General features: G+C 59.1%; 13 protein-coding genes. 5 read left to right on the forward strand and 8 right to left on the reverse strand.

Annotated features, from left to right (window positions below; all coding sequences use genetic code 11):
• The first annotated feature begins 9 nt into the window (after window positions 1–9).
• The 3 genes from ubiA to I9184_RS13140 all read left to right on the forward strand — a co-directional run bounded on the left by ubiA (window position 10) and on the right by I9184_RS13140 (window position 3296).
• Entirely contained in the window at window positions 10–972 is a 963-nt protein-coding gene (gene ubiA, locus I9184_RS13130; protein ID WP_209834735.1) for a 4-hydroxybenzoate octaprenyltransferase, read from the forward strand.
• 64 nt (window positions 973–1036) lie between these two features.
• Entirely contained in the window at window positions 1037–2974 is a 1938-nt protein-coding gene (locus tag I9184_RS13135; protein WP_209834736.1) for an OmpA family protein, read from the forward strand.
• Window position 2975: 1 nt separating this feature from the next.
• On the forward strand, window positions 2976–3296 hold the full coding sequence (locus I9184_RS13140; protein WP_117870533.1) for a hypothetical protein: 321 nt from the start codon (window positions 2976–2978) through the stop codon (window positions 3294–3296).
• Window positions 3297–3307: 11 nt separating this feature from the next.
• Here I9184_RS13140 and I9184_RS13145 read toward each other — a convergent pair whose 3' ends face one another.
• Complete coding sequence (locus I9184_RS13145) at window positions 3308–3739, reverse strand: RidA family protein (RefSeq protein ID WP_209834737.1); 432 nt, start codon at window positions 3737–3739, stop codon at window positions 3308–3310.
• 84 nt (window positions 3740–3823) lie between these two features.
• Between I9184_RS13145 and I9184_RS13150 the strand changes: the two genes are divergently transcribed.
• Window positions 3824–4543 (forward strand): WYL domain-containing protein, encoded by a 720-nt coding sequence (locus I9184_RS13150; protein ID WP_209834738.1) that lies wholly within the window; start codon window positions 3824–3826, stop codon window positions 4541–4543.
• Between the two features lie 35 nt (window positions 4544–4578).
• On the opposite strand, the gene I9184_RS13155 is transcribed toward I9184_RS13150, so the two are convergent.
• From I9184_RS13155 to pgsA, 3 genes are read right to left on the reverse strand one after another with little or no spacing between them, the layout of a single operon-like run.
• Window positions 4579–5022, reverse strand: a complete 444-nt coding sequence (locus I9184_RS13155; protein ID WP_171635087.1) for a molybdenum cofactor biosynthesis protein MoaE — start codon at window positions 5020–5022, stop codon at window positions 4579–4581.
• A gap of 3 nt (window positions 5023–5025) precedes the next feature.
• A complete protein-coding gene (moaD, locus tag I9184_RS13160; RefSeq protein WP_209834739.1) occupies window positions 5026–5271 on the reverse strand; it encodes a molybdopterin converting factor subunit 1 in 246 nt (81 codons plus the stop codon).
• Window positions 5272–5274: 3 nt separating this feature from the next.
• Window positions 5275–5943: a CDP-diacylglycerol--glycerol-3-phosphate 3-phosphatidyltransferase gene (pgsA, locus tag I9184_RS13165; RefSeq protein WP_117872882.1), complete on the reverse strand. Its 669-nt coding sequence runs from the start codon at window positions 5941–5943 to the stop codon at window positions 5275–5277.
• Between the two features lie 173 nt (window positions 5944–6116).
• Between pgsA and I9184_RS13170 the strand changes: the two genes are divergently transcribed.
• Complete coding sequence (locus I9184_RS13170) at window positions 6117–7001, forward strand: DMT family transporter (RefSeq protein WP_171724317.1); 885 nt, start codon at window positions 6117–6119, stop codon at window positions 6999–7001.
• Here the strand turns inward: I9184_RS13170 and uvrC are convergent.
• The 4 genes from uvrC to I9184_RS13190 form a co-directional block, all read right to left on the reverse strand.
• Window positions 6998–8860, reverse strand: coding sequence for an excinuclease ABC subunit UvrC (gene uvrC, locus I9184_RS13175; protein WP_209834740.1), 1863 nt, complete (start codon window positions 8858–8860; stop codon window positions 6998–7000). The genes I9184_RS13170 and uvrC overlap by 4 nt on opposite strands.
• Window positions 8861–9150: 290 nt before the next feature.
• Window positions 9151–9930 (reverse strand): SDR family oxidoreductase, encoded by a 780-nt coding sequence (locus I9184_RS13180; RefSeq protein WP_171635099.1) that lies wholly within the window; start codon window positions 9928–9930, stop codon window positions 9151–9153.
• 21 nt (window positions 9931–9951) lie between these two features.
• Window positions 9952–10914, reverse strand: coding sequence for a calcium/sodium antiporter (locus I9184_RS13185; protein WP_171635180.1), 963 nt, complete (start codon window positions 10912–10914; stop codon window positions 9952–9954).
• A 171-nt stretch (window positions 10915–11085) separates the two neighbouring features.
• A complete protein-coding gene (locus tag I9184_RS13190) occupies window positions 11086–11883 on the reverse strand; it encodes a S49 family peptidase (protein WP_171635101.1) in 798 nt (265 codons plus the stop codon).
• Window positions 11884–11936: the final 53 nt, after the last annotated feature.

An 11936-nucleotide genomic window follows, 5' to 3' on the forward strand; every position in this document is an offset into this window, starting at 1 on the left:
ACCCTACATATGCAAGGCAATGCCCCAACACCAGATGGTCAAGTCGCCGATGCCGTCAGCGGCAACTGGGTCGACACCCACGCCCCGGCCTTTGCCCGCCCCTATCTGCGCCTCAGCCGCGCGGACCGGCCCATCGGGACATGGCTGCTGCTGATTCCCTGTTGGTGGGGGCTGGCGCTGGCGATCCTGCACGATGGTCAGCCGCGTTGGGAAGATCTGTGGATCGCCTTGGGATGCGCATTTGGGGCCTTTCTGATGCGGGGCGCCGGTTGCACGTGGAATGACATTACGGACCGGGAATTCGACGGGCAGGTCGAACGCACACGCTCGCGCCCGATTCCGTCGGGTCAGGTCAGTGTCCGGCAGGCCGTGGTCTGGATGATCCTGCAATGCATTCTGGCGCTTGGTATCCTTCTCAGCTTCAATCAGGCGGCAATCGCAATGGGTGTTCTGTCCCTGTTGCCCGTGACGATCTATCCGTTTGCCAAACGATTTACCTGGTGGCCTCAGGTGTTTCTGGGGCTGGCCTTCAACTGGGGCGCCCTTCTGGCCTGGGCGGCGCATAGCGGTTCCGTGGGGTGGCCTGCGGTGACGCTTTACCTGTCTGGAATCGCGTGGACCCTGTTCTACGATACCATCTATGCGCATCAGGATGCCGAGGATGACGAACTGATCGGCATCAAATCAACCGCTCGTCTGTTCGGAGCCGATACAGCGCGGTGGCTGAAGTACTTTTTGGTGGCGACCGTGTCGCTGATGGGGCTGGCCATCGTCGATGCAGGGGTGCCGGAGACCTCGATGCTGGCATTGGGTGTTGCGCTCTGTGGGCCTTGGGCAATGGGCTGGCACATGATGTGGCAACTCCGCGCGCTGGACATCGAAGACAATGCCAGGCTGTTGCAATTGTTCAGGGTCAACCGCGACACTGGCTTGATTCCGCTGATCTTCCTCTGCGTCGCCCTGTTGCTCTGATTGCACCTGCTGAACGTGGCCTGTAAAGATCGGCCCAACCGCCTGAGGAGTGTCAAACCCAAATATGCGTCTGCCGTATTTTATCGTTGTTTCCCTGATCTTTCTTGTATCAGCCGGGCTGTCGCTTTTGGCAGCCAGCTATGCCGTCACAAAGATCGAAGAGACATCGGAATTCGCCGTGCGCCGGGCGCTTGACCTCAAAGGGCACGACTGGGCCGAGGTCGAGTCGGACGGCTTACGCGTGGTCCTGACCGGGATTGCACCCGATGAGGCGACACGGTTCAACGCACTGACCGCAGCCGGAACCGAGGTCGATGCGTCCCGCGTAATCGATGAAATGGAGGTTGAAGCGACCTCTGCCCTGGCGCCGCCGCGCTTTTCGGCGGAAATTCTGCGCAACGATCACGGCATCTCGATCATCGGCCTGATCCCGGCCAGCGAAGACAGAGATGCCCTGATCAGAAGGCTGGGCAACCTCGACCGCAACATCGCAGTTTCAGACCTGATGGAAACCGCGGATTACCCCAAGCCCGACGGTTGGGATGCCGCGATATCATATGCCATCGAGGCGCTGGCCAGCCTGCCACGTGCCAAAATTTCCGCAAACGCCGATTTGGTCAAAATCACTGCCATTGCGGACAGCCAACAGGAAAAACAACGTCTCGAACGCGATCTGACCCGCGCCGCGCCGCCTAGCCTGCGGATCGGGCTGGCGATCTCGGCACCTCGTCCCGTCATAACGCCCTTTACGCTGCGTTTTCTGATCAACGAAGACGGTGGGCAATTTGACGCCTGCTCGGCACAAGATGCAAAAGCACGCGACCGGATCGTGACCGCTGCGCGCGATGCCGGCTTGTCGGGAACATATTCCTGCACCATCGGTCTGGGCGAGCCCTCGCCACGCTGGCCCGAAGCCGCCGAGAAGAGCATTCAGGCACTGGCCAGAATCGGCAAAGGCTCGGTCACGATGTCGGATGCGGACATCACCCTGGTTGCGGCGCAAGGCACGGATCCAGCCTTGTTCGACCGGGTTGTAGGTGAACTTGAAACAGCGTTGCCTCAGGTCTTTGCCCTGCATGCCGTGCTGCCGGAACCTGAAACCAGCGAACAGACCGGACCCGTCGAGTTCTCGGCGACCCGCAGCCCCGAAGGGCTTGTGCAACTACGAGGGCGCCTGGGGGATGAAACGTTGCGGGACATGGTCGACAGCTATGCCCGCGCGGCCTTCGGCTCGGATCAGGTCTATACCGCGACCCGCATCGCGCCGGGGCTTCCGGCAGATTGGCCGGTGCGTGTTCTGGCCGGCCTCGAGGCGTTGGCCCAGCTTCACAACGGGGCCCTGACCGTAACACCAGGCTCGGTCGAACTGACCGGCCTCAGCCATGAAGAGGATGCCAAGGCCCGTATCGCAGGTCAGTTGTCGGACAAGCTGGGCGAAGGGCAGGAATTCACCCTGACGATCACCTATCAGCCTCCGCCAGAGCCCGAAGACGCGCTGCCCGATCCTGAAGTCTGCGAAGCGCAGATCGCCGAAATCCAGACCGTCAGCAAAATTGCGTTCGAACCCGGATCAGCGACGATCGCATCCGACTCGCGCGATACGGTGAACCAGATCGCCGACATCCTGCGCGACTGCGGGCCGATCCGGCTGGAGATCCAGGGCCATACCGACAGCCAGGGCCGCGAAGAGATGAACCAGCAGCTCAGCCAGGCACGGGCGCAATCGATTCTGAACGAGCTGCGCGGGCGGCGCATTCCCACCAGCAGCTACACTGCCGTTGGATATGGTGAAACACAGCCCATCGCGGACAACGACACCGAAGAAGGCCGCGAAGCCAACCGGCGGATCGAGTTCCGGCTGATCCGTCCCGAGCCGGTCGAAGCCTCCGAAACAGGTCTCGAAGCGCTCGAGGCTGAGGCCGAGGCTGGGGCTGAGGCTGACGCGCCTGAAACGGATCAGACCGAATCGACCGCACCAGACACGGACGCAGAGGACCAGTAAGTTGAACAGAACCGAATTCATCATTGCCACAGCCGTCATCCTGTTTGCGGCCTTCTGCATGGGCTGGTTTGCCAACTGGCTGGCACACCGCCTGTCCCGCGTCCGCCAAAGCGACGTTGCCGATCTGGATCGCATGAGCCAGGAACTGCACGAAGCGGAAGAAACCCGCGATCAGGCCATAACCTATCTTCAGCAACGTGAAGCCGAGCTGACCAACCAGCTGACCCAGACAGAGGCAGAACTGGCCGCAGCCATGGACGGTCTGCGGGCCGCGCGGCAAGAGGCCGAGGAAATGCGCGGTCGGATCAACAACGCCGACTAGACGCTACAGTATCAGTTCAGGTAAACGACAGCCTCAACTTCGAACAGCATCGGTTCGATTGCCAGCTTTGGCACCGGAACCAGGGTTTGCGCTGGCAGAGTATCTCCAAACACGCGTTTGACGGCGTCGGTCAGCAGGCCGAGTTTCGACAAGTCGTGGTCCACCACGTAAACCGTCAACTTCACAACCTGATCGCACTGCGCCCCAAGCGCGTGGATCACCGCCTTGAGATTGGTATAGGCCTGTTCGACCTGCGCGCCGAAATCCGGCGACAACGCTCCGGTTTGATCCTGCCCACCCTGACCCGAGACAAAGGCCAACCGACCGGCGCCCGGGGTTACAACGGCGGTGCTATAGCCGTTCGGGGATGGGTCGTGGAGGTGTCCGGGATTGACGATCTGAGGACGCAGGGTCGTTTCGAGATTTTGTTTTTCAAGTGTCATGTTCGAAATCCTTGCTGAGGTGCAAGGACAGGTCTAGACGGTATTAGTGCCAAATTTTGTCACTGAATATGCTAGGTTGGGCTAATGAAAGCCGCGACCAGACAAGACGCCATCGCCCGTATCCTACGACGCAACAGCAGTTCCACCGTAGATGCGCTGGCCGCAGAGGTCGGCGTCTCGCGCCGCACCATCCTGCGCGACATCGCTGCACTGCGTGATCAGGGATTTGTAATCTATTCCGAATGTGGCCGGGGTGGCGGGCTGCAACTTGATCCGCAATCCGTCCAAACAACCGCCCGGTTGTCGGCAACCGAGGTTTTTGCCCTGCTGCTCGGCGTGGCGTCAATGCGGGCGGCACGTGCATTGCCGTTCTCGGATCTGGCGGATGCAGGTCTGGCCAAGATCGAAAAATCCCTGCCAGCGGACCGAGTGCGCGATCTGCGTCGCTTTCTCGATTGCCTCTACGTTGGACAATTGTCGCCTCAGCAGAACCTGTCAGACCTCGGACCCATGGATGCGGCCCTTCTGCCCGCCTTCGAACAGGTGTTTCTGAACCGGCTTTACCTGCGCTTTGGTTATCGCGACGCCAAAGGTGTCCAGAGTTTTCGCGAAGTTGAACCGCAAGCTATGCTGATCCTGCCACCGCTCTGGTACCTGGTTGCCTGGGATCCGCAGCGAGATGATTTTCGGCATTTCCGCATGGACAGGATCAGCGACCCGGAATGCGTTGAGGGTGCCATGTTCCGCCGCAAGAGAGTTACGTTCGAAGACGATGTTTGCCCGTTCAATGATCTGCCGAAATAAGGCCGCGACAGCCGATCCGCCCGCTCGACGCATCCTCACCACCGGGTCAGCGCGTCTTCATCCTCATCCTTGGCGGCAACCCATTCCGCACCCGACCGGGTGATTTCTTTCTTCCAGAAGGGAGCACGGGATTTCAGGTAATCCATCAGGTACTCCGCCGCCTCGAACGCATCCTTGCGATGCCGTGCAGCGGTGGCCACCATCATGATCTTGTCGCCCGGGGCCAGACGTCCATGGCGGTGAATCACCAGCACATCGCCCAATGCCCAACGCGCCTGCGCCTCTTCGGCGATCTTGGTCAGGGCGCGTTCGGTCATACCGGGATAGTGCTCGATCTCCATCACATCCAGATCACCGCTCGCCAGATCACGCACAACGCCGGTGAAGGTGACGATGGCGCCGTTGGAATCATCCCCGGCGGCAAAGGCATTGGCCTCGGCCCCCAGATCAAATGCCTCCTCCTGAACCGCGATCCGCATCGGTCAACCGCCCGTCATCGGTGGGAAAAACGCAACTTCCCGAACACCTGCCAGCGACGCATCGAAATCCGACAACTCCTGATCCAACGCAACGCGCAGCGCGGACAGATCGGCAAATGCCACTGCATAGCGCTCTTCCCGAGCGCTCAGTTCAGCCACTAGATCGCCGACCGTGGCCGCTTGCGTTTCGACCTTTTCCTTTGGCAAGCCGATGCGTTCGCGCACCCAGGCGAAATACAGAACATCCATCGGTTAGCTCTCCTTCAGATGAGGCATGGCCTTACGTAGATAGTCATAGCCAGTGATCAATGTAAGCGTTGCCGCAATCCACAACAGCCACAGCCCGACCTGACCCGCCCAATACATACCATCGACATTCAGACGCAGGTGGTTCACGTCTTCGACCTGACCCGCAATGATTTGCTCGACCAGCTCGGCATCCATGCCAAAACTTGCCATCACGGCATAGTGCTCGAAGATACCCTGCGAAAACAGAACCGCGATGGCGACCATCTGGGCCGTGGTCTTCCATTTGGCCAGTTTGGTGACTTTGAGCGTCCCGGCCACATCGCCCAGATATTCCCGCAGGCCCGAGACAAAGACTTCGCGAAACAGGATCACGGTTGCAGGAAGGACAAGCCACGGCGTCCAGTGCTCGGTCGAATAGCCCACAAGGATCATAAGCGCGATCACCACCATGGCCTTGTCGGCGATCGGATCCAGCATCGCTCCGATCTTGGTCTCCTGCTTCCATGCGCGGGCCAGATACCCATCGAACCAATCGGTAATCGCCGCTGACAGGAACAGGATCAGTGCAAACCAGTCCGCATAGGGACGGGTGAAATACAGAAACATGACTGCCAGCCCGGGCGCGGCCAGCAGGCGCAGGACGGTCAGGAGATTAGGTAAATTCCACTTCATGGCTTGGACCCTATATCGCCGGTCCGGGACAGAAAAGCCAATCAGACAAAAAACTGCATCACTCACAAACGCTTGGTCAAAGCGCCGCAGGCCCGACGTCTCAGAACAGTACCTCTTGGCCTTTCCCGGCTTTGCGGTCAGATTGCCGCGCAAGCCCAGCCGGAAAGTACCAGATGACAGCGCATATTCAAACCGACACACGGTCAAACATGATTGGCAGCCTCTGGATGGTTGCCGCGATGGCCGGTTTTGCGCTGGAGGATGCGTTGCTGAAGGCAGCCTCAGCCGCGCTGCCGATCTGGCAGGTCCTGGTTTTTTTCGGCGCGGGCGGGTCGGTGATTTTCGCTGCGGTGGCCCGGGCCCGCGGGCAGCGGCTGCTGCAACCTGACGTTCTGTCCCGCCCGATGAAAATTCGGGTGCTGTTCGAGGTCTTTGGTCGGTTGTTCTATGTTCTGGCCATCGCACTAACGCCGTTGTCCTCGGCCACGGTGATTCTGCAAGCCACGCCTCTGGTCGTTGTAGCAGGCGCCGCGTTGTTCTTCGGCGAGACAGTCGGTTGGCGGCGTTGGAGCGCTATCTTTGTCGGCATGATCGGCGTTGTCGTCATCCTGCAACCCACCGGAGACAGCTTTTCGCTGCTGTCGATACTGGCGGTGCTGGGAATGCTGGGATTTGCCGGACGTGATCTGGCCAGCCGCGCAGCACCTGCCACGCTTGGAACCGAAGTCCTGGGGTTCTACGGCTTCCTCAGCATCATCGTGGCCGGCGTGGCCTATCGGTTCTGGGAGGGCGCGCCGATTGCACCGGTTGGCCTTCACACCAGCCTGCATCTGATCGGTGCGGTGCTGATGGGCGTAATGGCCTATGCGTCGCTGATGAAGGCGATGCGCACCGGCGAAGTGTCCGCCGTGACCCCGTTCAGATACACCCGGCTGTTGTTTGGCATCGGGCTTGGCGTAGCCATGTTTGGCGAGAGGCTGGATCCCAACATGTGGATCGGCAGCGCGCTGATCGTCGCGTCGGGTCTTTATATCCTGTGGCGGGGCCGGCAGGCCTAGCCCTTGTCGTGGAAGAAATCGTAAACCTTTTGCGCCAACCCGGCCGAGATTCCTTCGACCGCTTTCAGATCGGCCAGATTGGCCCGGCTGACGGCTTTGGCGCTGCCGAAATGGGTCAACAGAGCACGCTTGCGCGCAGCCCCTACCCCTGGGATTTCATCCAACGGCGTTGCACCCACGGCCTTGGCGCGTTTCGCACGATGGGTGCCGATGGCGAACCGGTGCGCTTCGTCCCTGAGGCGTTGAATGAAATACAACACAGGGTCGTTGCGTTTCAGCGCAAAGGGGCGCTGGCCGATCCGGTGAAACTCTTCCTTGCCGTGGTCGCGGTCGACCCCCTTGGCGACGCCGACCATGGGAATGTCTTCGACCCCATGTTCGACCATGATCTGATGCACCGCACTTACCTGCCCGGCACCGCCATCGATCAGCAACAGATCGGGCCACAGCCCTTTGTCGCGGTCCGGGTCTTCCTTGTGCAGTCTGGTGAAGCGGCGGTTCAGCACCTCTTTCATCATGCCGAAGTCGTCACCCGGTGTCAGGTCATCACCGCGAATGTTGAACTTGCGGTAAGCGTTCTTCATGAACCCCTCGGGGCCGGCCACGATCATGCCGCCGACAGCATTGGTGCCCTGAATATGAGAGTTGTCATAGACCTCAATCCGTCCAGGCGGACCATCCAGATCGAACGCCTCGGCCAGCCCGCGCAGCAACTTGGCCTGCGTGGCACTTTCCGACATGCGGCGGGCCAAAGCCTCGCGCGCGTTGCGCAAGGCACCGGCAACAAGTTCCTGTTTTTCGCCACGCTGCGGCACAAGGATTTCGACCTTGCGCCCGGCTTTCTCAGTCAGCGCGTCCTGCATCAGATCCACATTTTCGATTCCGTCCGACAGGATCAGCTGACGCGGCGGCTCCTTGTTGTCATAGAACTGGCCCAGAAAGGCCTCCATCACCTCGGCAGGTGAAACATCCGGGCCGACGCGGGGATAGAAATCCTTGTTGCCCCAGTTCTGGTTCGCACGGATGAAAAACACCTGCACGCAGGCCTGACCGCTGTCCATATACAGGCCGATCACGTCCGCCTCGGCCACACCGCGCGGGTTGATGCCCTGAGAGGTCTGCACCTGCGTCAGAGCCCGGATGCGGTCACGCAGACCTGCGGCGCGTTCGAACTCCATCGCCTCGGATGCGGCCATCATCTGCTCGGCCAGTTCCTCTTGCACCTTGGTCGAGCGGCCCGACAGGAAGCGTTCGGCGTCCTTCACGCTTTCACGGTAATCCTGCTCTGAGATCAGGCCGACACACGGCCCGGAACACCGTTTGATCTGATACAGAAGGCATGGCCGCGTTCGGCTGTCGAACATCGAATCCGAGCAGTTGCGCAGCAGGAACGCTTTTTGCAACTGGTTCAACGTCCGGTTCACCGCACCGGCACTGGCGAAAGGGCCGAAATAAGCACCTTTTTCCTTCTTCGCCCCTCGGTGTTTCTTGATCTGCGGAAAGTCATGATCCTTGGCGACCAGTATGTTCGGAAAGCTTTTGTCATCCCGCAACAATACATTGTATTTCGGCTTGAGCTGCTTGATCAGGTTCTGCTCAAGCAGCAGGGCCTCGGTCTCGGTTCGCGTGGTCAGGAACATCATCGAGGCCGTCGCGGCGATCATCTTTTCGATCCGCCCCGAATGACCCGGCCGTGTGTAATTCGACACCCGTGCCCTGAGATTTCGGGCTTTGCCGACATACAGAACCCGGCTGTCTGTATCGAGCATGCGGTAAACGCCCGGAGAACTGTCCAGCGTTTTTACATAACGCTGAATGCAGGCATAGCCGGTGGGGGATGATTCGCTGTCGGTGGTCATGATCCTGAGATATGATTCTCTGGCAATGGCTGCAATCTCACGCTTGTCAGATCAAGAGAAAACAAATCCACGGTTTCTGTGGATAAGTGTGAAGATAAAATTCCGGAAGATCAGAAATCCCCTTGTTTCCTTGCCTTTTCCTTTACTTGCACAAAAAATAGGCAACTTATCAAGTGTTTGTTTTTAAACATTATTTTTTTGCATACTTAGCAAGTGTATGAAAAAAAAGACATTTTTGTAACGCACATGTAACACGATTGAGAGCGGTGCAAAACTTGCAGCAGAATTACTTATTCTACACCCAGAACATCCGGAGTTTTCCAACCCAGATGCTGACCGCCGTCCACACATAAAAGCTGTCCGGTGACCGCGTGTGCATCCAGAAAGTACCCAAGCGCAGCGGTTATGTCAGACGGGTTGGATCCCCGCTCCAAAACGGTATTTGAACGCTGTGCCTGGAAATGTTCTTCGCTTTGGCGGTGGCCCTGCATCGTTGGGCCCGGCCCGATCGCATTGACACGGATCGCCGGAGACAACGCCTGCGCCGCCGTTCGGGTCAGCGTCCACAAACCCATTTTTGCGATGGTGTATGACATGAACTCGGGCGTCAGTTTACGCACACGCATGTCCACCATGTTGACGATGAGGCCGGTTGCAAGCGGTTCGCCATTTTCATCTGTTCCGGCGCTCAGCCCCTGACCGGCCATGGCCTGCGTCAGCACAAAGGGCGCGCGCAGATTGCTGTCGAGATGTCGATCCCAGCTTTGCCGGGTTGCCGTGCGGATGTTGTCGTATTCGAAGATCGAAGCGTTGTTCACCAGACACGTGATCGGCCCGCCCAGCGCCTCAACCGCTTTGGGCAGCAGCGCCTGAACCTGAGCTTCATCCAGCAGATCGGCCTTCAGGGTCACGGATTTTCGGCCCAGGGCCTGTACCTCTGCCGCCGTCTCCTGCGCCGGACCTTCGGATGAGGCGTAATGCACGGCCACATCGAAACCTCGATCTGCCAGATACAGTGCCATGGCCCGGCCCAGACGAATACCGGCGCCGGTGACTAGGGCTCGGGTCATTCTTCACCTCGTTTGGTCAGATCACACCAGCAATACGATGACGTAAAGCACATAAAGGAAAGTCAACACCATCCCCCAGACGCGCGAGATGTCGCGTTTGAGGAATACAAACGGAACCAGCAGCAGCGATGCGCCCAGCATGACCCACAGATCGAACCGAAGGAATTCCGGATCGACCGGAATGCGCCCGAACCAGGTTGCGATCCCGATGATGGCCAGAAGGTTGAACATGTTCGAACCGATCACGTTGCCCAGCGCGACATCGGCCTGTCTGCGCAATGCGGCCATAAGCGTCGTCGCCAGTTCGGGCAAAGAGGTTCCAACCGCGATCAGGGTCAGGCCGATGACCGTTTCACTGACCCCATAGGTTCTTGCGATGACGGTCGCGTTGTCGACAAGCAAGTGCGCACCCATCGGAAGCCCCACCAACCCCAGGATCAGGTAAATCGATACCTTCCAGTAGGGCATGTCAGGGTCGGCTTCCTCCAAGCCTTCAAGCTCGTCATCATCCGCGCAAGCCTCACCACAGGCCTTGCGATGTGCTTTCGCCTCACGAAAGGCAGTCATCAGGACAAGACTCAACGCCGCCAGCAGGATCAGACCGCTGAAGAATGTGAATGTTCCGCTAAAAGCCAGCCCGATGAACAGAACCGTCGCCAGCAGCATGAAGACGTAATTCCTGCGGCTGTCACATTCACTGGTGTGAATCGTAGCCAGCAATGCGGGCAGTCCAAGAACCAACAGGATGTTGGCCGTGTTCGATCCGACAACGTTGCCCAGCGCAATACCGGGAGCGTTCTCTTTCAATGCGCTGATGGCGATCAGCAACTCGGGTGCAGACGTTCCGAAGGCCACTATCGTCAGGCTGACAATCAACGCCGGAACACCCAGACGCAAGCTCAGGTTCACAGCACCGCGCACAAGCGCATCGCCTGCAAGCAGCAGAATCAACAGCCCAAGACCAGACAGCAGCCAAGTGGTGATCAAGTCCGACCTCCTTTTTCGCAGGCACAAGGGCCTTTGCCTATGCGAAACCGTCCGCAGCGCGGACACTTGGCCGAACTCAGTTTCTTCTGCCCCGGAAAGCGCAGTTTACCGAACATCGCCAAGACACCCATGCCGATCAGAAAAAGTGTGACAGCCTTGATGATCACGTCACAAACCAAAACGCGCGTAGGCCGCACGCTCCTCTAATCCGGCAATGGCATCCTGTGCCAGGCTGGCCCCGAACCGAGACCAGATCGGTTTGCGCACGCCATAACGGCGGAACTTGACCTTGTCGCCAAACCGTTCCTGCATCTTGGGTTTCAGATGGGCGATACCGTCGATCAAACCCAGTTCATGCGCCCGACGCGCCAGCCAGACTTCACCCGTGAACAGGTCGGCACTGTGATCCAGCTTGTCACCCCGGCGGGCTTTGACATGCGCGATGAAGTTTTCGTGGATGTCGCCCAGCAGCCCTTGCAAGCGTGCCACATCCTCTTTCTTTTCCGGCGAAAAGGGATCCAGCATCGATTTCGATTTGCCCGCTGTATGAACGCGCCGCTCGAACCCCTGCCGCGCCAGGAAGACATGCGCGCCAAAACCTGCCGAAATGACTCCGATTGAGCCAAGAACCGAACTGTCGTCGGCCCAGATCTCATCCGCAGCGGCCGCCAGCCAATACCCTCCGGATGCCGCAACATCTTCGACAAACCCGATCACGGGCACGTCCAGCTCTTCCGACAAGCGCCGAATTCGGGCGCCAATCAAAGAGCTTTGTACAGGCGACCCGCCCGGAGAGTTGATCTCGAGCGCGACAGCCGCAGGTTTCCCCTTTCGAAACGCCTTGTCGAGAACCGGGGCCAGGGTGGTATCGTTCAAGGACCCGCGACCGGCCATTCCAATGGAACCGGACAAACGGACAACGGCCACGCAAGGGTGCTTTTTTACGAACGGCAGGCTGAGCTTCATGGGTGCCGATGTAGAGTGCCCCCAACCCGTAAACAAGGGACTCTGCCGGCGTA

The sequence above is a fragment of the Ruegeria sp. HKCCE3926 genome, assembly GCF_017872515.1.
GTDB lineage: Bacteria > Pseudomonadota > Alphaproteobacteria > Rhodobacterales > Rhodobacteraceae > Ruegeria.

Excerpts from the sequence above, each read along its gene's own strand:
- ubiA (WP_209834735.1), top strand. The coding sequence starts at position 10 with ATGCAAGGCAATGCCCCAACACCAGATGGTCAAGTCGCCGATGCCGTC.
- I9184_RS13135 (WP_209834736.1), top strand. The coding sequence starts at position 1,037 with ATGCGTCTGCCGTATTTTATCGTTGTTTCCCTGATCTTTCTTGTATCA.
- I9184_RS13145 (WP_209834737.1), bottom strand. The coding sequence starts at position 3,739 with ATGACACTTGAAAAACAAAATCTCGAAACGACCCTGCGTCCTCAGATC.
- I9184_RS13150 (WP_209834738.1), top strand. The coding sequence starts at position 3,824 with ATGAAAGCCGCGACCAGACAAGACGCCATCGCCCGTATCCTACGACGC.
- I9184_RS13155 (WP_171635087.1), bottom strand. The coding sequence starts at position 5,022 with ATGCGGATCGCGGTTCAGGAGGAGGCATTTGATCTGGGGGCCGAGGCC.
- moaD (WP_209834739.1), bottom strand. The coding sequence starts at position 5,271 with ATGGATGTTCTGTATTTCGCCTGGGTGCGCGAACGCATCGGCTTGCCA.
- pgsA (WP_117872882.1), bottom strand. The coding sequence starts at position 5,943 with ATGAAGTGGAATTTACCTAATCTCCTGACCGTCCTGCGCCTGCTGGCC.
- I9184_RS13170 (WP_171724317.1), top strand. The coding sequence starts at position 6,117 with ATGACAGCGCATATTCAAACCGACACACGGTCAAACATGATTGGCAGC.
- uvrC (WP_209834740.1), bottom strand. The coding sequence starts at position 8,860 with ATGACCACCGACAGCGAATCATCCCCCACCGGCTATGCCTGCATTCAG.
- I9184_RS13180 (WP_171635099.1), bottom strand. The coding sequence starts at position 9,930 with ATGACCCGAGCCCTAGTCACCGGCGCCGGTATTCGTCTGGGCCGGGCC.
- I9184_RS13190 (WP_171635101.1), bottom strand. The coding sequence starts at position 11,883 with ATGAAGCTCAGCCTGCCGTTCGTAAAAAAGCACCCTTGCGTGGCCGTT.